This is a genomic window from Pseudomonas rhizophila, assembly GCF_003033885.1.
Classification (GTDB): Bacteria; Pseudomonadota; Gammaproteobacteria; order Pseudomonadales; family Pseudomonadaceae; genus Aquipseudomonas; species Aquipseudomonas rhizophila.
On record NZ_CP024081.1, the window covers coordinates 5,902,216 to 5,920,762 of the forward strand.

An 18,547-nucleotide genomic window follows, 5' to 3' on the forward strand; every position below is an offset into this window, starting at 1 on the left:
AGGGAGAGCGTTGACGAGTGCCCCAAGCTTTGAATGCTAGGCTTGGTCTCTGAGATATCTTGTGGCGTATTGCTGCTTTGGGTGTCTAAGCGCCATGGTTGCTTCTGGCCGAGATATAGCGCCAACCCCCGTTGGGGTTTTCCCACGTTTCGTTAGCGAGCCTCCAAGCCCTTGTGTATGCGCATTGTAGTGCTGGCCCTGGTCCTCACGCTGTTCGGCTGCGCTACCGCGTCGGACCCGGCGAGGGGCGAGGGTGGCGATTGGCGGTCCTTCTATGTAGTGAATCATGGCCTGCATACCGGGTTGGTCATTGCGCGCCCCGATCTACTTCAGGTGCTTCCCGCATTGGCCGAAGCGTTCAGCGACGGCGACTTCGTTGAGTTCGGTTGGGGGGACGAGGATTTTTACCGAGCCCCACAGGCCACCTTGAGCCTCGCCTTGCGAGCCTTGTTCGGGTCGACGGCAGCCGTGCTGCATGCGGTCAAGATTGACGGGGACCCCAGGCGGCGCTTCGCCGCGAGCGAGGTCATCGAGGTGCGGGTGACGGAGGACGGCTACCAACGATTGCTCGCGTTCGTGGCCAGGACCTTCACCCACTCAGCGACGGGCACCTTGGTGGTGCTCGGGCCTGGTCTGTATGGAGAGAGCCGGTTCTACCAGGCCGAGGGTCGCTATTCGCTGTTTTATACCTGCAATACCTGGGTCGCAGAGGCGCTGGCCGCGAGCAACTGCCAAATGTCGCCTACTGCAGTGATTACGGCGGGGAGCGTTATGTCGCAGTTACGCCGGGCGACAGCGGTCGGTGCATCCTGCGTTGACTGAAAAGGGGACGACTGAAAAAGGGAGACTGACAAGGGGAAAGAGAGATTTTCTGAAAATGAATCCCTTTGTCCAAGGAGAATCGTGATGTGGCCTAGTCAGTCGACACTTCCAATGTTCGCGAGAAAAATCCTGGTGTCCCGATTAGACCGCAGACAGACTACGCTGCATGCCGATGGCGCAGTCGCCACAAGTTGTTCCATCTTCGCTCGTGCTGATTTTTTCGTTCGCCACATGAACCTGAAAAACTCCGGCAGATTAGCCAGTCGTTCGGGGCAGTTCTCCGGCAAGTCAGGCCGAGATCGACCGTGCTTAAGCAGCGTTCTGAGCAGGACGCGCCAGAATCTAAGCGTCGCCGATCGATCAATCCATATCAAAAGATCTGCGCGGCTCAATCGGTTGTCCCAAGTGGCTGAATGGCCTCCTTCGAATATCCAGCGATCACGGGCCTCGACCTCGCGACAGAGGCGCGTTTTTTCGTCACGGGTTCGTTCGACCCATCCTGGCAGCCAGTGAATAGTGTCGATATGAACGACAGGCAAGCCCGTATGCTCGCCAAGCTTACGTGCCAAGGTGCTCTTTCCAGACCCAGGCTGACCAACAATCATCACCCGTTGCATCGAAGCTCCTTTTCGCTATGCATGCTGATTTTGGGGGCGCGATTTTACGTCGATGCGCGTCTCCGTCAACTGCAAGGTGGGTTTACGTCCTTGGCGCTACTTCGGAAAGAGACCACGATTTTGCGTTCACCTGTAACCGGACCGTCTCATCATCGTGGGCTGTCGCCGTTTCAGTGAGTGGCTAGGGAGCTGTTGTCCCGAATCTGGTTGATACACCACCGAATCCATTATCATCAGCCCGCGATTCGGTAGCCCCAAGCCCCGGAAAGGTCAGGGCACCCAATGGAAATCAGGGAGAGATGGATGTACCTCAATCAAAAGTCCGGCCGCTGTATCTTGTTGGCCGGTGCGCTGGTAATTAGCGGTTGCACTTCTTTTTTGCAGGGCAAGCAGTATGTCGTTCCCGGCCCCAATGAACCCTCCGCAACGGTTCGCCTCAAGGCTGGAAATGGTGCGAGACTGGATGCCATGACCTTCAGCGATAATGGATGCTATGCGGGTTACACAATCCTGCCCTCTAACGGCGACTACATCGAATCCCGGGTTGCCGTGAACAAGGAGCTGATCCTGACCTATGGGCAGGTCGCAGGAAGCAGCGTGTGTCAAATACCGTTCTCCTTCACGCCACAGAACGGCGCCACCTACACCTTGATCCAAGGCTCCTGGAGCAAGCCCAAGGTGGGCATTCTCCCAATCTTCAACCGCGACGAATACTTCTGCGGGGTAGGCGTGATCAAGAAAGTCGGCGATCAGGAGAGCGTCGAACCCATTCAACAGCTGCAAATCAAGACTGGGTTCGCATGCCTGAGGTTCGTTAAATAAAGGCACTGCACGGCATCCGTTGCGCGTCGGTTGAATCTTTTCGGACGGATACTGAAGAATGGCTTTGGCCTCGTTTTCAAATCTGCTCAACAACGCGGCACCGTCCGTAATACCAATAATTTCATTGATCATGGCGATTTTTTGGGGCGTGTGATCGAGCTGAAAATCTGAGTTGTTGCGGGAACTGGGGACAGATCACGATTTTGCGCTCACCTGTAATCGGACCGTCTCATAATCGTGGTCTGTCCCGTTTCCTTCCCCGTTTCCGCGCGTTTGCCCATGTCCCGTTTCCGCAGGCGGAAAAGGAAATGACCGAGTTTCTCAAGAAACTGGACCGTCACCCCTGATACCCCCCGGCGACTCGATCTACCGTGACGAGGGCGCTTGCCCCCGCTTGAGTGCGCAGCACTCATAGAAAACATCAGAAATAAATCCGCTTCTATTGAATGATAGCAATACATAGCAAAAACTAGGTATTTCAGCTAGCTTTAGCTATCTTTCTATAGATTTTGCTATTTCGTGAGGTCGACATGGATCCCTACCGTAATCCGTTTGCGCCCGGGGCGGGCAGCAGGCCCCCTGAACTGGCGGGGCGCGACCTGATTCTTGAGGCGGCAAGAATTGCCTGTGGGCGAGCCGTCAATGGGCGAAGTGCTCGTTCCATCATGCTCCTTGGCTTAAGAGGCACGGGTAAGACGGTCCTGTTGAATGAGATAGGAAAAATTGCAAAGGAGGAAGGTCTTTTCGTCTCCAAAGTGGAGGCGCCAGAACGTGAAAGCCTTGCACGTCTTCTTTATCCTGAAATGCGAAAGGTCATGCGCGCGCTTTCCAGCGTTGAGGTCGCCAAGCAAATTGCTAATCGTGGGCTAAAAGGACTTCGCAGCTTTGCATCAATCTTCAAGATTGATATTGGCGGTATTGAGATTGGTGTTGAGCCTGAGCCTGGACTCGCGGATAGCGGAAATCTTCAATACGACCTTCCAGATCTTTTTACTGTAATAGGTGAAGCCGCACAGGCCGCCGGTAAAGGCTGGATTCTTCTCATTGATGAAGTCCAATACCTCACCGAAGCAGATCTATCGGCACTGATTGTCTCTATCCATCGCATGTCGCAAGAAGGGCTTCCGGTGCTGCTGGTCGGTGCAGGTCTTCCGCAAGTTGCTCGGTTGGCGGGTGAGGCGAAGTCATATGCCGAGCGGCTTTTCCTTTACCCGGAGGTGGGGGCGCTTGATCAACCGTCTGCGGCTCAAGCCGTTCAAAAGCCGATCCTAGAGGAGCAAGCCTCTATCGACACTGCAGCTCTGGACAGCATTGTTGATCGGACGCAGGGCTATCCTTTCTTTCTTCAAGAGTGGGCATCCACGGCATGGAACAACGCCGAGGGACCTGAAATTACCGCTGACGATGTCGAGCATTCTTATTCGGAGACATTGGCCTCTCTCGATGCGGGCTTCTTCAGGGTCCGTATCGATCGGCTTACACCTTCGGAGGTTCAGTTTGTAAAAGCCATGTCCACCCTTGGCGATGGCCCCTATGCCATCGCTGATGTTGCGAAGGTTATGGGGCGTCCTCAATCATCGCTTGGTCCGACTCGGGCCAACATCATTTCCAAGGGAATGATCTACAGCACAGATCACGGATATCTGAATTTTACAGTTCCTCTTTTCGCAGAATTCATGCGTCGCCAGGAATGAGGGCCTGCAATGTGTGGCGAGGGGAATATCTCCTCGCCACACAGCTTGATGGTGTTGCGGTTAACGTGGGTCGACGTTATCCAACACCCGATTCGCCAACAACGAACTCAGCTCAATTAACTGCTGAATCCCCTGCGCCACATGGCGCCTCGATCCATCCAGATCAAACGCCAGATCACTCACCATGGCATCAGCCGAAGCCAGGGTTTCGCTGAGGTTGGCAAGCAAGCATTCGTTATCGAGACCTTTCACGACGGTGTATAGCTGCCCCGGTTTTGGGTCGTCTTGAGATTTTTCCGGCTTCGGTAGCAAGTAGTGATCAAGCACGCGTTTGGTGGTTTCGTCTTGCTGCTTGGCTTTCGATTTTGCGGATGTAGAAGTGGAATCTGCCTCTGGCGGATTCGGGGTTATTTTGAACATAGGTGTGGGCCTCATATTAGGCCGCACCATCTCGCTACTAAACGAAAGGGTGGCGGCTGTGCGCAAGTTAGTAGACCGGTAACCCACACCAAACCCGGCGCGCCCGAGGGCGCCATGCGCACAGCCACCATCGAGAACAGGCAAATGCCTGACTGATGAGACTTGTACAACCGAAGTGGGACCCGGGCTACTAAACCCGACCACTGATGGGCAGTGGCAGGAAGACAATAGAACCCCGGGACAAGGCGCACAAGCGGGCGGATTCTGGCGTAGTTGTAGGCAAAGGCGCAAGGATGCGTGGCTTGGTGAACGTGTGTAGGCAGGTTCTGTAGGAGCGGGGTTTGCCGGCGATGCGGGTGACTTGTTTTGGTCTGGAACCGCGTCGATTTCATCGCGAGCAGGCTCGCTCCCACAGGGGGCTGCGTTGGGCTGGATATTCGGTTCGACACAAACCACCTGTGGCGAGGGAGCTTGCTCCCGCTGGCCTGCGCAGCGGGCCCCTGCATTTCTTCAGGTCAACCGTATTGTGCGGTTTTGCGACTGCTGCGCAGCCGAGCGGGAGCAAGCGCCCTCGCCATGGGGGTGTCTGGGCAGGCGTCATCGCGAGCAAGCTCGCTCCCACAGGGGATCGGAGTGTTGCAGATACTGTATTCCCGCGGGGGCCTCGCCTTGGCCTTATTTACGCTTGAGCATCTCCGGCAACTGCGCCACCAGTTTCTGGTTGTTCAACGGCGCACGAATAAACCCGCGTTGAGTACCATCCGGCCCGATGACCGCGAGGTTGCCGCTGTGATCGACCGTGTAGTTGGGTTTGCTGGTGTCCGCCGGGATGAATGGAATGCTCACCGCGTTGGCCAGCTTCTGCAGGTCTTCGATCGATGACGGGGTCAGGCCGATGAACTGCGGGTCGAAGTAGCCCAGGTACTGCTTGAGTTGCTTGGGGGTGTCGCGGTTCGGGTCGACGCTTACCAGCACGATCTGCAACTTATCCACAGCCTCCGGCGGCAGTTCGCTTTTGATCTGGCGCAGTTGGGCGAGGGTGGTCGGGCAGATGTCCGGGCAGAAGGTGTAGCCGAAGAACAGCAGGCTCCATTTGTCTTTCAATCCGTCCATCGTTACTGGCTGACCGTCCTGGTCGGTCATTTTCACGTCCGGCAGGTTGCGGCTTTGAGGCAGCAGGATGATGCCGGCGTCGATCAGCGCCGTGGGGTCGCCTTCGCCTTTGCCGGTCAGCACTTTATTGATGGTAAGGCCGAGGATCAGCGCGATCACGGCCACGAGAATGAAGACGGTTTTCTGGGTTCGAGTCATAGGCTCAACAGTAAGTAGTGATCTACAAGCAGGGCGATGAACAGCAGGAACAAGTACCAGATAGAGTACTTGAACGTGTTGATCGCCGCGTGCGGCCGACTGCCACGGTACAACACCACGGCCCATTGCAGAAACCGGGCGCCCAGCACGAGGGCGCAAACCAGATACAGCAAGCCGCTCATCTGGATCACAAAGGGCATCAGGCTCACCGCCAGCAGCGCCAGGGTGTACAGCAGGATATGGATTTTGGTGTAGTGCTCGCCATGGGTCACCGGCAGCATCGGGATATCGGCCTTGGCGTATTCCTCCTTGCGATGAATCGCCAGGGCCCAGAAATGCGGCGGGGTCCAGGCGAAGATGATCAGCACCAGCAGCAGCGGTTCGGCGCTGACATGACCGGTGGCGGCCACCCAGCCCAGCAACGGTGGTGCCGCGCCGGCCAGGCCGCCGATGACGATGTTCTGCGGCGTCGCCCGTTTGAGGAAGCCGGTGTAGATCACCGCATAACCGAGCAAGGAGGCCAGGGTCAGCCAGGCGGTCAGCGGGTTGGTGAACGCCAGCAACAGCGCTTGGCCGGCCACCGCCAGTGCGAGGGCGAAGGTCAGTGCGGCGGCCGGTGAGACTCGGCCTTCGGCCAGCGGGCGTTTATGGGTACGGGCCATCACCGCATCGATGCGCCGGTCCACCACATGGTTGACCGCCGCCGCGCCGCCGGCACACAGGGCGATGCCCAGGTTGCCGAACACCAGCACCGTCCACGGCACCCCGGCGCGGGTGGCGAGGAACATGCCCACCAGCGAGGTGATCAGCATCAGCACCACCACTTTGGGCTTGGTCAGCTCCAGATAATCGCGCCAGATCGCTTGGCTGTGGCGTTCACCGGTCAAGGTTGCCATGGCATCTCTCCTTTTATTGTTATGGGGCTGGGGCCGTGTTTATGCGGGTTGAAGCGCCAGCGCAGCGGGACTTGATGCTTGACCCGGACCAGACTGGTACGGGCGTGATAATTGACCAACACCAGGCTCAACAACAGCGCGGCGCCTCCGGCGTTGTGGGCCACGGCGACCGGCAGCGGCAGGTGGAATAGCACGTTGCTGATGCCCAGGCTGATCTGGGCCGCCAGGGCTATCAACACCAGCGCCGCCAGGCGTGTCATGCCGACGGTCTTCAATTGCCAAGCCAGCCCCAACAGCACCACCGTCACCAGCAACGCGCCGATACGGTGGGTCAAGTGAATGGCGGTGCGCGCATCGCTGTCGAGCTGGCCACCGAGGTAGTTGGGGCCGATGTGCTGGGTCAGATGAAAGCCGTTGGCAAAATCCGCCGGTGGCAGCCATTGCCCGTGGCAGGTCGGGAAATCGATGCAGGCTACGGCGGCGTAATTGGAGCTGACCCAACCGCCGAGGGCGATCTGGCCGATCACCAGCAGTAACCCGGCGGTGGCCCAATGTTGCAGACGCTTGGGCACGGTCAGCGCCGGCAACACACCAGACAATCTCAACGTAAGCAGAAACAGCAGGCTGAGGGTCGCGAACCCGCCCAGCAAATGCCCGGTCACCACTTGCGGCCACAGCTTGAGGGTCACGGTCCACATGCCGAACGCCGCCTGGGCAAAGACCACCGCCAGCAGAAACAGGGGCAGCTTCAAGGGCAGGCCTGGGTGACGCCGGTTCATCCAGGCCCGGGCAGCCAGCACGGTAATCATCAGCCCCAGCAGGCCGGCGAAGTAGCGATGGACCATCTCGTTCCAGCCCTTGTGGGCTTCCACCGGGGCGTCGGGAAAGTGCAGTTCGGCATGTGCCAGCTGGGCTTCGCTCTTGGGTACGCTGATGAAGCCGTAGCAACCGGGCCAGTCCGGGCAGCCGAGGCCGGCGTGGGTGAGCCGGGTGTAGGCGCCCAGCAGTACGACGATCAGTGCCAGCAACGTGGCAAACAGCGCGAGGCGAAATCCAGGTTTGGCCATGTCGTTGCCCTCATCCGATGTTCGACAGTTTCAACAGATGTCGCAGGTCGTTGAGCAGTGCCTTGCCCTTGACCCGGGCGTCATAGCGCAGCACCAGGTTGCTATGGGGATCGATGATCCACAGCTGCGCTTCGCCGTTGCCTTGGGCGCCTTTCTGGTAGGCCGGCAGGTCCAGAGGGTAGCGTTGCAGTTGGGGGTATTCGCGTTGCAACTGGGCGTCGTATTGCGCGTCCAGCGGCTGGGCGATAGCCAGGGCATGGCTGGCGCGAGAGGCGTCGCGACCCAGGCCGATCTGCACCTGACGGGCCAGGTAGACCAGTTGCCGGCAATCGGCCGAACATTCCTGCGGCGCCGTGACCAGGATCTGCCAGCGCTGCTCATCGGCCTGTACGCCGATCTCGGCGCGGGTCTGGCCGTTGCCGATCAGTTCGCCGTGGTAGCTGCGGCTTTCCGGGACCCAGAACTGGAATTTGTACATGCCGGTGGCCAGGATCATCGGGCCGATCACCCCGAGCACGATCAGCAGCAGTTGCAGGCGCCCCTTGCGACGGTTGCGCGCCGTAGGTGCCTCAGACGTGTTGGTTGGATTCATGGTGGTTCCCATGCTGTCTCCCTGCGTTATGCCATCCGAGATAAAGAAAGAGGCCGAACAGCGCCGCCGCCATGGCGAACCACTGCACGGCATAGCCGAGGTGTTTTTCCGGCCCCATGGCCACTACCGGCCAATCGGTCCGATAGGCGCCGGGGCCACTTTGCTGGCGTAATTGGTAGGCGAAACCGTTGCGGCCCAGTTCGGCCCAGAGCTTGTCCGGCTCGACCGCGGTCACCAGTCGCGGCCACGGGGCGTCGGCTGGGTCGGCGTGGAGCTGGAACGTGGTGCCCGGAGCAACGTAGACCCAGGCTTGAAGGTTCACCGCTTGTTCGGGGGTGCTGAAGGCCGGCGGAGTGCGCCGGTCAGGCCAGGGCAACCAGCCACGATTGACCAGCAGCCAGAGCCCGGTCGCCTGGTCTAGAAAGGGTTGTAGCAACTCCACGCCGACCTTGCCGTCGTGCTGGCGGTTATCCAGCAGGATGCTGTGTTCGGCGTCGAACTGGCCCCGCAGGCTGACCGGTCGAAAGGCCGGGTCCGCCGTGTGTTGCAGCTCCACGCTTGCCATCGGCTGCGCCACGCGGCGTTCGGCGTAACTGTCCATGAGCACGCGCTTTTGTTCGCCCCGGCTCAATTGCCAGAACCCCAGGCACACCATCACCGGCAACAGCACGGCTACCACCAGTGACGGCACGATGCCTGGCCGGAAGCCTTTCATGGCGCCGTTCCAAAGCTGTCGAACGAGATAGCTATACTCACGTGCATCGCGTCCCCCCGGAGTGTCCCTAATGCTAAAAGCAGCCATCGTCCTGATGCTGATTGCCACGATTGCGAGCCTGTTCAGCGGCCTGTTTTTTCTGGTCAAGGACGACAGCAGTTCCAATCGCCTGGTCATCGCCCTGGCGATTCGGGTCAGTCTGGCCGCCGCCACCGTCGGCTTGATTGCCTGGGGTTTTTTCAGCGGCCAGTTGGTGTCGCATGCTCCTTGGTAAAGAGCCGCCTTGGTAACGGCTGCCTCAGAGGATGTAGACGAAGAAGAACAAGCCGATCCACACCACATCGACGAAGTGCCAGTACCAGCTCGCGGCCTCGAAGCCGAACTGATGCTCGTTGTCGAAATGCCCGCGCATGATGCGCATCAGCATTACGAACAAAATGATTGTGCCGATGGTGACGTGAGCGCCGTGGAAACCGGTGAGCATGAAGAACGTTGCGCCATAGATTCCCGAGCCCAGCGTCAGGCCCAGCTCTTTATAGGCGTGGATGTATTCCTCGGCCTGGAAGCCCAGGAAGGCGCAACCTAGCAGCACGGTGATAGCCAGCCAGATTTTCAGCGCCCCGCGATGGCCTTTTTTCAGGGCATGGTGGGCGATGGTCACGGTGACGCTGGAACTGACCAGCAGGATGGTGTTGAGCAGTGGCAAGCCCCAAGGGCTGATCACATCCTTGGGCGGTGGGAAGAGCTTGGGGTCGGGGTTGTTCAGCAACGGCCAGACGTATTCGAAGTTCGGCCAAAGCATCTCCGACAGGCCCTTGCTGCCTTCACCGGCCAGGCCCGGCGCCGAGATCATGCGCACATAGAACAGCGCGCCGAAGAAGGCGATGAAAAACATCACTTCAGAGAAGATGAACCAGCTCATGCCCCAGCGAAACGAGCGGTCGAGCTGCGCACTGTAGAGCCCGGCGCGGCTTTCCTTGATGACCGCGCCGAACCAGCCGAACAGCATGTAGGCCAGCAACAGGCCGCCGACAAAAAAGATCAGCGGGCCGTTGGAGTCGGGCCGGTCAGCTTTCAGGTCGTTGAACCAGGTCGCCAGGCCGTACACCGTGACGAACATCCCGACGGTGGCGATGATCGGCCATTTACTCTGGGCCGGAACGTAATAGTGTTCGTGAGTTGCCATTTATTGTTCTCCTTATCGGGCACGCTATCGGTCAGTGTTTACAGCCACCGGTGGATGACGAGCGGTGATATCGAACAGCGTGTAGGACAGCGTCAGGTGCTTCACTTCCTTGGGCATGTCCCGGTCAACGATGAAGCGCATGGGCATTTCGATACGTTCGCCGGGTTGCAGCACTTGCTGGGTAAAACAAAAGCATTCGGTCTTGTGGAAATAGGCCGCCGCGTTGCTCGGCGCGATGCTGGGGACTGCCTGGGCGCTCATCGGCCGATCGGTGGGGTTGTGGGCAATGAACACCATCTCGTTCACGGCCCCGGGCTGAACCACCAATTGGTCGGCTTTAGGATAGAAATCCCAGACCATGTCCACGGAGTTGGTCGACAGGAACTGCACGCGAACCTGGCGCGATTGATCGACGATTTGTTCACCTTCGTACTGCCCTGCGGTTTTGCCGTTGATGCCGAATACCCGGCACATCACGTCGTAGATCGGCACCAGGGCAAACCCGAAGGCAAACATGGCCACCACTACCACTAGCAGGCGCGTGACCAGTTTCTTCAGCGAAATCGAGTCAGCCATGACTCCTGCTCCTTGCACATAACCCTGTGGGAGCGAGCCTGCTCGCGATAGCTGTAGGCCTGGCACACCGCGTCGGGCCTATCGCGAGCAGGCTCGCTCCCACAAAAGCTTGCATGTTCATTTCACTTCCGGCGGCGTAGTGAAGGTGTGATACGGCGCCGGTGAAGGCACGCTCCACTCCAACCCTTCGGCCCCATCCCACGGCTTGGCCGGAGCCGGCTCGCCGCCGCGGATGGTCTTGATCACGATGAACAGGAAGAACAACTGCGTGGTGCCGAACATGAACGCGCCGATGGACGAGACCATGTTGAAGTCGGCGAACTGCAGGTTGTAGTCCGGGATCCGCCGGGGCATGCCCGCCAGGCCTACGAAGTGCATCGGGAAGAACGCCAGGTTCATGCCGACGAACGACAGCCAGAAGTGCAGCTTGCCGAGGGTTTCGTCGTACATGTGGCCGGTCCATTTCGGCAGCCAGTAGTAGGCCGAGGCGAAGATCCCGAAGATCGCGCCGGGCACCAGCACATAGTGGAAGTGCGCGACCACGAAGTAGGTGTCCTGGTACTGGAAGTCCGCCGGGGCGATGGCCAGCATCAGTCCGGAGAAGCCGCCGATGGAAAACAGGATCACGAACGCCACGGCAAACAGCATCGGCGTCTCGAAGGTCAGCGAGCCTTGCCACATGGTGCTGGCCCAGTTGAACACCTTCACCCCGGTGGGCACGGCGATCAGCAGGGTGGCGTACATGAAGAACAGCTCGCCCACCAGCGGAATGCCCACCACGAACATGTGGTGCGCCCAGACGATGAACGACAGGAACGCAATGGCGGCCGTGGCGTAGACCATGGAGGTGTAGCCAAACAACGGTTTGCGGGAGAAGGCCGGGATGATCGAGCTGACGGCACCGAAGGCCGGCAGGATCATGATGTACACCTCGGGATGGCCGAAGAACCAGAACACGTGCTGGAACAGCACCGGGTCACCGCCGCCGGCAGCACTGAAGAAGCTGGTGCCGAAGTGGATGTCCATCAGCATCATCGTCACGCAGCCGGCCAGCACCGGCATCACTGCGATCAGCAGGAACGCGGTGATCAGCCAGGTCCAGACGAACAGCGGCATCTTCATCAGGGTCATGCCGGGGGCGCGCAGGTTGAGGATGGTGGCGACCACGTTGATCGCGCCCATGATCGAGCTGATGCCCATCAGGTGGATGGCAAAGATAAAGAACGTCACGCTTTCCGGCGCATAGGTGGTGGACAGCGGTGCGTAGAAAGTCCAGCCGAAGTTCGGCCCGCCGCCGGGGGTGAACAGCGTCGACACCAGCATCAGGAACGCCGCCGGCAACAACCAGAAACTGAAGTTGTTCATCCGTGGCAGGGCCATGTCCGGCGCCCCGATCATCAGCGGGATCATCCAGTTGGCCAGACCGACGAAGGCCGGCATCACCGCGCCGAAGACCATCACCAGGCCATGCATGGTGGTCATCTGGTTGAAGAACTCCGGCTGCACGATCTGCAGGCCGGGCTGGAACAGCTCGGCGCGGATCACCATGGCGAACGAGCCGCCCAGCAGGAACATGGAGAAGGCGAACCACAGGTACAGCGTGCCGATATCCTTGTGGTTGGTGGTCAGTACCCAGCGCATCAGCCCTTTGGCGGGGCCGTGGGCGTGGTCGGCATGACCGTGGTCATCGATCACAGCACTCATGTCCTGTCTCCTTCGAACGAGTGGGCTGGGCGGCGCGCGGCGATGAGCTGCGACCGGTTGCGGGAACAAACGTCAGGCCGGCTCATTGGCTTTCTGCCTGTTTGAGTTCCAGCACTTGTTTAGGCGTAACCATGTCGCCCTTGTTGTTGCCCCAGGCGTTACGTTCATAGGTCACGACCGCCGCGATATCGACTTCCGACAACTGTTTGCCGAACGCCGCCATGGAGGTGCCCGGTTTGCCGTGGAAGACAATGTTCAGGTGATCAGCCACAGGGCCAGTGGCGATTTTCGAGCCCTTGAGCGCCGGGAACATCGGCGGCAGGCCCTGGCCTTCGGCCTGGTGACAGGCCACGCAGGTGGTGTGATAGACCTTGTCGCCACGTTCGATGAGCTCTTGCAGGGTCCATTCCTTGCTGGTCAGCTCTTTGAGTTGCGCGGCTTCGGCCTTGCGCTCGGCCAGCCATGCTTCGTAGTCGGGCTTGCTCTTGACCTCGACAACAATGGGCATGAACCCGTGGTCCTTGCCGCACAGTTCGGCGCATTGGCCGCGATACAGGCCGGGTTTGTCGACGCGGGTCCAGGCTTCGTTGACGAAGCCGGGAATCGCATCGCGTTTGACCGCGAACGCTGGCACCCACCAGGAGTGGATCACGTCGGCGGAGGTGACCAGAAAGCGCACCTTGGCATCGACCGGCAGCACCAGCGGCTTGTCGACTTCCAGCAGGTAATGTTCGCCCTTGGCGCTCTGGTTATTGATTTGTTCGGCGGGGGTGGCCAGGTTGCTGAAGAACTCGACGTCCTGCCCCAGGTACTTGTAGTGCCACTTCCACTGATAGCCGGTGACCTGGATATCGATGTCCGATTCGCTGGAGTCGTACATCTTGATCAGGGTCGCGGTGGCGGGAACCGCCATGGCAACCAGGATCAGGAAAGGCACGATGGTCCAGAGGATTTCGACGCGGGTGTTTTCGTGGAAATTGGCCGCGTTCTGGCCGGTTGAGCGGCGGTGCATCATCATCGACCAGAACATGGCGCCGAAGACGATGATGCCGATCACTACACAGATCCAGAAGATGGTCATGTGCAGGTCGAACACTGCATTGCTGATCTGTGTCGCTCCAGGCGCCATATTCACAGTCCAGGCCGCTTGCGCCTGGCTGAAAATCGACCACAACAGGAGGCCCATCCATACGTGTGGATGTCGCGTCATTGCGGGTTCCCCTTATCGTTCTTGTTATCCCGTCGGCGTAACGCCAGCGGCAAGGGATCGGCTACTTCAGACTACCAACTTGACTCGCCGCGCCTTGCTGCACATGCAATCGGGTGTCATCAGCTAACTCCATTCCAAACCGAGTATAGACAGCGACTGCAACCTCGCAACGCGATGGCGTAAATCGTTTGAAACAGGCAGGGCTTGCGCTAGAGCCCACGAATGGAGAAGGATGCGAACCTGAGTGATGGCAAACCGATATAACTGCGACGTATCAAGGATGAGTAGGTTTATGAAAAATAGGTCTTAGGAGTGTTTTTGCGCCAGCTAAGTTATGTCTTCCTTATTTCATTGCCTTGTTCCCTGGAGTTGTCATGAACACCGCCGCATTGCGCGAGCAGATCCAAAAAGCCCAACAACATGAGGCCGAGACCGGCCAACTGACGCGTCAGCTGGAAGCCCAGCTGCCGAACCTGCACGCCGCGATCCAACTGCCGGACATCGACGCCAAGGGCGTGATGACCCGCTTTGTCACCGCGTATATCGAGCAAGTGCCCGACCTGCTGGACGCAGCCAACGAGGTGGCCCGCGAAGCTGGCATCGAATCGCAGATCAAACCGGTGCTGAAAATCGCCGAGCAGTTTTTCCTCCAGCCACCCAAGGTCATGGAGGGTCACGTTGGCCTGGACAGCCTGCTGGACGAAGCCTACCTGGCCCATCGGCTGGTGGAGGAGGTCAACGACCTGTACATCAAGCACTTCGGCCAGCCGCTGATTCCGTTGGATATGACGGTGGCCAACCTGATCGCTCACCATTTGATCGGCGAACCCTTTGCCAATCAACTGGATGAAGCGGTGCATCACGCGGTCGATGAAATGCTCGACGAAGACAGCTTTGCGCTGGAGTCGGTGGAGTCTTACCGGGAAAAACTCAGCAACCCGGACACGGGCGCTGCCTGGAAACGCTGGCCGTGCCTGTCGCGGCAGTTGGGAGTAGGGCTGGAGCTGGATCAGCCGGCGGCTTGATCTGGCTGAAACACTCATCCCCTTGTGGGTGTTCACAGAAATTGTGTCCACCACAGATCCCTGTGGGAGCGAGCCTGCTCGCGATAGCGGTTGAACCTGCAACATTAATGTCGACTGATTCACCGCTATCGCGAGCAGGCTCGCTCCCACATTTTGCTCAAAGTGTCAGGTTGCCGCTGCGCCCACCCCCACCGTGGTGCGCAAGCGCCCTTCCAGCCTGCGCTTGAGCCCACGGGATTCGATCAACAGCTTCGAGCCCTTGCTGGCATTCGCCCGGCCCCATTCTTCCAAAAGCTCCAGGCACGAATGGTCGATGTAGCTCAGGTTATTGAGCGGCACATGCACCGTCGCGCCTGTGGGAATGGTGCCCAGCACCTGGGTCAGCGCCGGAACCTTCAGGAAGGTTGCCGCCCCCACCAGTCGCAATTCCATCTCACCCTCCTGGGGCAGATCGATCAGGCTGATTTTCAGTCGGGAGGCTTTCCAGGCCAGTTTTGCCAGGGTCAGGCCGAAACCGATCAATACGCCGGTCAGCAGGTCGGTGAAGATGATCGCCAGCGCCGTCGCGGCATAGGTGAACATCGGCATCCGGCCATACCGTCCCAGCCCGCGAAACGCCTTGAGATCCACCAGTTTGAAACCGGTGTACACCAACACACCCGCCAGGCTCGCCACCGGAATGCTCTGTAGCACGCTGGACAGCAACAGCACGAAGAGCAACAGCCACAGGCCATGGAAAATCGTCGACATCCGCGTGGTGGCCCCGGCCTGGACGTTGGCCGAACTGCGCACGATCACGCCGGTCATCGGCAGGGCGCCGAGCAGACCGCAGAGCATATTACCGATGCCCTGGGCGGACAGTTCCCGGTCGAAGTCTGCGCGTTCGCCGCTGTGCATGCGGTCCACGGCGGCGGCCGAGAGCAGTGTTTCGGCACTGGCGATGAAAGCGACAGCGAACGCGGCGATCAGCAACGTGGGGTCGGCCAGGTTCAGCAGGTCCGCCGGGCGCAGCCAATCAATGGCTTCGGCGAGGTTCTCCGGGACTTCCACGCGCTTGACCTGCAAGGCCAGCAGCAGGCTGGCAATGGTCGCCAGGCCCACGCCGAGCAAGGCCCCGGGAACAAAGCGCAAGCTGTGAGGGCGAAACTTTTCCCACAGCCACATCACCGCAATCGTCGACAAACCGAGCAGACCCGCCTGCCAGCCGAACGACGGCAACGCCTGGGCCACTGCCGCAGGGAACGCCGCCAGATTATCCAGCCCCGACGGCTTAGGCACCGCGTCGAGCATCACATGGACCTGGGACAACACGATCAGCACACCGATACCCGCCAGCATGCCGTAGACCACCGCGGGCGCGGTTACCCGGAACCAGCAGCCCAGGCGAAAGCGCCCGGCCAGTAACTGTAGAAGACCGGCCAACAGCAGAATCGGCCCGAGCATCGCGACGCCGTGCTGGCGCACCAGTTCGAAGACCAGTACCGCCAACCCGGCGGCCGGGCCGCTGACTTGCAACTTGGAGCCGGCCAGAAAACCCACCACCAGACCACCGATGATGCCGGTGATCAGACCTTTGGCCGGTGGCAGGCCGGACGCGATGGCAATGCCCATGCACAAGGGCAGCGCCACCAGAAACACCACCACGGAAGCCAACAGCTCCCGTGGCAGAACAGCTTTTAATTGAGCAGCACGCATGGCGACTCTCCCGAAGTTTTCTTCAGGCATGGCAAGGCCCGACCGCTCAAATGGCAGGCTGGGCTTGTACCACGCAAGGATGTTTAGGAGTGGTTAGAAGCGCGCTTTAGGCGTCGCCACCGGTATCGGATGGCTGCCATCGAGCGGCAGGAAACAGCCCTGGTCCGCGTCGTAGGCTTTGATCTCGCTGGTCTCGATGTTGTACACCCAACCATGGATGAACAATTGGCCGTTGGCCATGCGAGAGGCGACCGAGGGATGCGTTCGCAAATGCTGCAGCTGCGCGATCACGTTCTCTTCGGTGAGGATGGGCATGATCTGTTTTTCGTCGCCGCACGGGCAGTTGTCATGAACCATGGTCTTGGCCACTTCGGCGTGGCGCAACCAGGCTTTGACCGTGGGCATTTTTTCCAGAGTGTCGGGATTCAACACCGCACGCATGGCGCCGCAGTCGGAGTGACCGCAGACGATGATGTGCTGCACACCGAGGGCCAGCACAGCGTATTCGATGGCGGTGGAGACGCCGCCGTTCATCTGCCCGTACGGCGGAACGACGTTGCCGACGTTGCGGGTCACGAACAGGTCGCCTGGGGAGCTATGGGTAATCAGCTCGGGCACGATGCGCGAATCGGCGCAGGTGATGAACATCGCCCTGGGCGCTTGCGCCGTGGCGAGTTTCTTGAAGAGCTCTTCCTGCTGGGGAAAGATTTCGTGATGGAAATGCAAAAAGCCGTCAACAATATGCTGCAGCGCTGCATCGGCGGTTTCCGCCTCGGGTTGGGCTGAAGCCGACGCAGCCAACGGCTGTTTATCCTTGTCACTCATGATTCATCCTCTTTGACGGTATAGCGCCAGTGGCTGGTTAAAAAACATCCAGGTCGAAATGTTCGACTTGTCAGTCACTCGATGAACAAGGTAGCGACCGAAACTTAACTCAAACTGAATCAAAGGCTCTAGAACAACGATTACAGGTGTGACCGGGACGCAAGCGCCGCTCGTGCCTGCCCATGCCCCATGTTCAACTTTAATCAAATCAAGGACATCTGTCGGCCCGGCGGACAAAAGGCGTCGCAATCCAGATTGTAACCGTCCCGGCGCTCAAGCCCCAGACGCTTGAGCGCCTTGGCGAAACGCTGGGCCAGCAGGTCGGCGAACGGGCCTTCGCCACGCATCCGAGAACCGAAGCGGCTGTCATACAGTTCGCCGCCACGGCTCTGGCGAACCAGGCTCAGCACATGAGCGGCGCGTTGCGGGTAGTGCGCCTGCAGCCATTCTTCAAACAGCGGCGCGACCTCCAATGGCAGACGCAACATGATGTAGGAAGCACTCTGCGCGCCGGCGGCGTGGGCCTCGGCCAGCAGATTTTCGATCTCGCTGTCGTTGATCATTGGGATCATCGGCGAACACAGCACTCCCACGGGAATGCCCGCCTCGCGCATGACCTTGATCGCCCGCAACCGCGCCTTGGGCGCCGCCGCGCGCGGTTCGAGGATGCGCTTGAGTTCATCGTCCAGGGTGGTGAGGCTGATCATGACCTTTACCAGGCGCTGTTGCGCCAGCTCGGTCAGCAGGTCCAGGTCGCGCAGAATCAGCGAGCCTTTGGTGACGATGGTCACCGGATGACGGTAGCGCAACAGCACTTCGAGAATCCGGCGCGTAATGCGATGCTCGCGTTCGATCGGCTGGTAAGGGTCGGTATTGGAGCCCAGGTTGATTGGGGCGCATTGATAGCCACGCCTGGACAGCTGTTCCTCCAGTACGTCGGCGGCATTGGTCTTGGCGATCAGTCTGGTTTCGAAATCCAGCCCGGGCGACATGTCCCAGTAAGCGTGGCTGGGCCGCGCATAGCAGTAGATACAGCCATGTTCACAGCCCCGGTATGGATTGATGGAGCGGTCGAAAGGCAGATCCGGCGAGGTGTTGCGGGTGATGATGGTCTTGGCCGTTTCGATCCGCACTTCGGTGCCTTGGGTCGGCGGTACTTCCTGATACCAGCCATCATCTTCGACCACCGAGCGACTCGGGGCGAAGCGGTTGTGTGGGTTGGTGGCGGTGCCACGGCCACGGGGCGGAAGAGAGATGGACATTGGAAGGCTCCGTTGCTGTATGTGCATACAGTATTCGCTGGAATTCAATTAGGCCAGCGCCGTTCAGCAGCCCACCGCTATGGATCGTGTTCACGTCGTGTTGACGTC

19 protein-coding genes are annotated in these 18,547 nt (G+C 59.5%); 5 read left to right on the forward strand and 14 right to left on the reverse strand.

What is annotated here, in order from left to right; genetic code table 11:
• Positions 1 to 177: 177 nt before the first annotated feature.
• On the forward strand, positions 178 to 822 hold the full coding sequence (locus tag CRX69_RS27320; RefSeq protein ID WP_107323200.1) for a DUF2459 domain-containing protein: 645 nt from the start codon (positions 178 to 180) through the stop codon (positions 820 to 822).
• Between the two features lie 95 nt (positions 823 to 917).
• Here CRX69_RS27320 and CRX69_RS28040 read toward each other — a convergent pair whose 3' ends face one another.
• On the reverse strand, positions 918 to 1,439 hold the full coding sequence (locus CRX69_RS28040) for a P-loop NTPase family protein (RefSeq protein WP_107323201.1): 522 nt from the start codon (positions 1,437 to 1,439) through the stop codon (positions 918 to 920).
• A 303-nt stretch (positions 1,440 to 1,742) separates the two neighbouring features.
• Between CRX69_RS28040 and CRX69_RS27330 the strand changes: the two genes are divergently transcribed.
• Positions 1,743 to 2,261 (forward strand): hypothetical protein, encoded by a 519-nt coding sequence (locus tag CRX69_RS27330; protein ID WP_107323202.1) that lies wholly within the window; start codon positions 1,743 to 1,745, stop codon positions 2,259 to 2,261.
• A gap of 530 nt (positions 2,262 to 2,791) precedes the next feature.
• Positions 2,792 to 3,955: an ATP-binding protein gene (locus CRX69_RS27335; protein WP_107323203.1), complete on the forward strand. Its 1,164-nt coding sequence runs from the start codon at positions 2,792 to 2,794 to the stop codon at positions 3,953 to 3,955.
• A 60-nt stretch (positions 3,956 to 4,015) separates the two neighbouring features.
• On the opposite strand, the gene CRX69_RS27340 is transcribed toward CRX69_RS27335, so the two are convergent.
• The 6 genes from CRX69_RS27340 to CRX69_RS27365 all read right to left on the reverse strand — a co-directional run bounded on the left by CRX69_RS27340 (position 4,016) and on the right by CRX69_RS27365 (position 8,956).
• A complete protein-coding gene (locus tag CRX69_RS27340; protein ID WP_107323204.1) occupies positions 4,016 to 4,375 on the reverse strand; it encodes a DUF6124 family protein in 360 nt (119 codons plus the stop codon).
• 675 nt (positions 4,376 to 5,050) lie between these two features.
• Positions 5,051 to 5,686, reverse strand: a complete 636-nt coding sequence (locus CRX69_RS27345; protein ID WP_076383131.1) for an SCO family protein — start codon at positions 5,684 to 5,686, stop codon at positions 5,051 to 5,053.
• Complete coding sequence (gene cyoE / locus CRX69_RS27350; protein ID WP_107323205.1) at positions 5,683 to 6,582, reverse strand: heme o synthase; 900 nt, start codon at positions 6,580 to 6,582, stop codon at positions 5,683 to 5,685. The genes CRX69_RS27345 and cyoE overlap by 4 nt, the downstream gene beginning before the upstream one ends.
• The gene (locus CRX69_RS27355; protein WP_107323206.1) at positions 6,570 to 7,649 is read right to left on the reverse strand and encodes a COX15/CtaA family protein; all 1,080 of its coding nucleotides are present in this window, start codon (positions 7,647 to 7,649) and stop codon (positions 6,570 to 6,572) included. Before CRX69_RS27355 ends, cyoE begins: the two co-directional genes overlap by 13 nt.
• Positions 7,650 to 7,659: 10 nt before the next feature.
• Positions 7,660 to 8,253, reverse strand: coding sequence for a hypothetical protein (locus tag CRX69_RS27360; RefSeq protein ID WP_107323207.1), 594 nt, complete (start codon positions 8,251 to 8,253; stop codon positions 7,660 to 7,662).
• Entirely contained in the window at positions 8,219 to 8,956 is a 738-nt protein-coding gene (locus tag CRX69_RS27365; protein WP_047230050.1) for an SURF1 family protein, read from the reverse strand. The genes CRX69_RS27360 and CRX69_RS27365 overlap by 35 nt, the downstream gene beginning before the upstream one ends.
• Positions 8,957 to 9,026: 70 nt before the next feature.
• Here CRX69_RS27365 and CRX69_RS27370 point away from each other — a divergent pair, with 70 nt between their 5' ends.
• Entirely contained in the window at positions 9,027 to 9,230 is a 204-nt protein-coding gene (locus tag CRX69_RS27370) for a twin transmembrane helix small protein (RefSeq protein ID WP_014335867.1), read from the forward strand.
• A gap of 24 nt (positions 9,231 to 9,254) precedes the next feature.
• On the opposite strand, the gene CRX69_RS27375 is transcribed toward CRX69_RS27370, so the two are convergent.
• The 4 genes from CRX69_RS27375 to coxB form a co-directional block, all read right to left on the reverse strand.
• Positions 9,255 to 10,142 (reverse strand): cytochrome c oxidase subunit 3, encoded by an 888-nt coding sequence (locus tag CRX69_RS27375; protein ID WP_047230051.1) that lies wholly within the window; start codon positions 10,140 to 10,142, stop codon positions 9,255 to 9,257.
• 24 nt (positions 10,143 to 10,166) lie between these two features.
• Complete coding sequence (locus CRX69_RS27380; RefSeq protein ID WP_047230052.1) at positions 10,167 to 10,718, reverse strand: cytochrome c oxidase assembly protein; 552 nt, start codon at positions 10,716 to 10,718, stop codon at positions 10,167 to 10,169.
• Between the two features lie 117 nt (positions 10,719 to 10,835).
• Positions 10,836 to 12,422 (reverse strand): cytochrome c oxidase subunit I, encoded by a 1,587-nt coding sequence (ctaD, locus tag CRX69_RS27385; RefSeq protein ID WP_047230053.1) that lies wholly within the window; start codon positions 12,420 to 12,422, stop codon positions 10,836 to 10,838.
• A gap of 82 nt (positions 12,423 to 12,504) precedes the next feature.
• The gene (gene coxB, locus CRX69_RS27390) at positions 12,505 to 13,632 is read right to left on the reverse strand and encodes a cytochrome c oxidase subunit II (protein ID WP_047230054.1); all 1,128 of its coding nucleotides are present in this window, start codon (positions 13,630 to 13,632) and stop codon (positions 12,505 to 12,507) included.
• A gap of 374 nt (positions 13,633 to 14,006) precedes the next feature.
• Here coxB and CRX69_RS27395 point away from each other — a divergent pair, with 374 nt between their 5' ends.
• Positions 14,007 to 14,657 carry a hypothetical protein gene (locus CRX69_RS27395; RefSeq protein WP_047230055.1) on the forward strand — a complete coding sequence of 217 codons (651 nt, stop codon included), beginning with the start codon at positions 14,007 to 14,009 and terminating at the stop codon, positions 14,655 to 14,657.
• A 165-nt stretch (positions 14,658 to 14,822) separates the two neighbouring features.
• Here CRX69_RS27395 and CRX69_RS27400 read toward each other — a convergent pair whose 3' ends face one another.
• From CRX69_RS27400 to CRX69_RS27410, 3 genes are all read right to left on the reverse strand, one after another.
• The gene (locus CRX69_RS27400) at positions 14,823 to 16,352 is read right to left on the reverse strand and encodes a SulP family inorganic anion transporter (RefSeq protein ID WP_047230056.1); all 1,530 of its coding nucleotides are present in this window, start codon (positions 16,350 to 16,352) and stop codon (positions 14,823 to 14,825) included.
• 93 nt (positions 16,353 to 16,445) lie between these two features.
• Positions 16,446 to 17,177: a carbonic anhydrase gene (locus CRX69_RS27405; protein WP_047230057.1), complete on the reverse strand. Its 732-nt coding sequence runs from the start codon at positions 17,175 to 17,177 to the stop codon at positions 16,446 to 16,448.
• 203 nt (positions 17,178 to 17,380) lie between these two features.
• Positions 17,381 to 18,439, reverse strand: coding sequence for a PA0069 family radical SAM protein (locus CRX69_RS27410; protein ID WP_107323208.1), 1,059 nt, complete (start codon positions 18,437 to 18,439; stop codon positions 17,381 to 17,383).
• Positions 18,440 to 18,547 lie beyond the last annotated feature (108 nt).

Excerpts from the sequence above, each read along its gene's own strand:
- CRX69_RS27320 (WP_107323200.1), top strand. The coding sequence starts at position 178 with ATGCGCATTGTAGTGCTGGCCCTGGTCCTCACGCTGTTCGGCTGCGCT.
- CRX69_RS28040 (WP_107323201.1), bottom strand. The coding sequence starts at position 1,439 with ATGCAACGGGTGATGATTGTTGGTCAGCCTGGGTCTGGAAAGAGCACC.
- CRX69_RS27330 (WP_107323202.1), top strand. The coding sequence starts at position 1,743 with ATGTACCTCAATCAAAAGTCCGGCCGCTGTATCTTGTTGGCCGGTGCG.
- CRX69_RS27335 (WP_107323203.1), top strand. The coding sequence starts at position 2,792 with ATGGATCCCTACCGTAATCCGTTTGCGCCCGGGGCGGGCAGCAGGCCC.
- CRX69_RS27340 (WP_107323204.1), bottom strand. The coding sequence starts at position 4,375 with ATGTTCAAAATAACCCCGAATCCGCCAGAGGCAGATTCCACTTCTACA.
- CRX69_RS27345 (WP_076383131.1), bottom strand. The coding sequence starts at position 5,686 with ATGACTCGAACCCAGAAAACCGTCTTCATTCTCGTGGCCGTGATCGCG.
- cyoE (WP_107323205.1), bottom strand. The coding sequence starts at position 6,582 with ATGGCAACCTTGACCGGTGAACGCCACAGCCAAGCGATCTGGCGCGAT.
- CRX69_RS27355 (WP_107323206.1), bottom strand. The coding sequence starts at position 7,649 with ATGGCCAAACCTGGATTTCGCCTCGCGCTGTTTGCCACGTTGCTGGCA.
- CRX69_RS27360 (WP_107323207.1), bottom strand. The coding sequence starts at position 8,253 with ATGGGAACCACCATGAATCCAACCAACACGTCTGAGGCACCTACGGCG.
- CRX69_RS27365 (WP_047230050.1), bottom strand. The coding sequence starts at position 8,956 with ATGAAAGGCTTCCGGCCAGGCATCGTGCCGTCACTGGTGGTAGCCGTG.
- CRX69_RS27370 (WP_014335867.1), top strand. The coding sequence starts at position 9,027 with ATGCTAAAAGCAGCCATCGTCCTGATGCTGATTGCCACGATTGCGAGC.
- CRX69_RS27375 (WP_047230051.1), bottom strand. The coding sequence starts at position 10,142 with ATGGCAACTCACGAACACTATTACGTTCCGGCCCAGAGTAAATGGCCG.
- CRX69_RS27380 (WP_047230052.1), bottom strand. The coding sequence starts at position 10,718 with ATGGCTGACTCGATTTCGCTGAAGAAACTGGTCACGCGCCTGCTAGTG.
- ctaD (WP_047230053.1), bottom strand. The coding sequence starts at position 12,422 with ATGAGTGCTGTGATCGATGACCACGGTCATGCCGACCACGCCCACGGC.
- coxB (WP_047230054.1), bottom strand. The coding sequence starts at position 13,632 with ATGACGCGACATCCACACGTATGGATGGGCCTCCTGTTGTGGTCGATT.
- CRX69_RS27395 (WP_047230055.1), top strand. The coding sequence starts at position 14,007 with ATGAACACCGCCGCATTGCGCGAGCAGATCCAAAAAGCCCAACAACAT.
- CRX69_RS27400 (WP_047230056.1), bottom strand. The coding sequence starts at position 16,352 with ATGCGTGCTGCTCAATTAAAAGCTGTTCTGCCACGGGAGCTGTTGGCT.
- CRX69_RS27405 (WP_047230057.1), bottom strand. The coding sequence starts at position 17,177 with ATGAGTGACAAGGATAAACAGCCGTTGGCTGCGTCGGCTTCAGCCCAA.
- CRX69_RS27410 (WP_107323208.1), bottom strand. The coding sequence starts at position 18,439 with ATGTCCATCTCTCTTCCGCCCCGTGGCCGTGGCACCGCCACCAACCCA.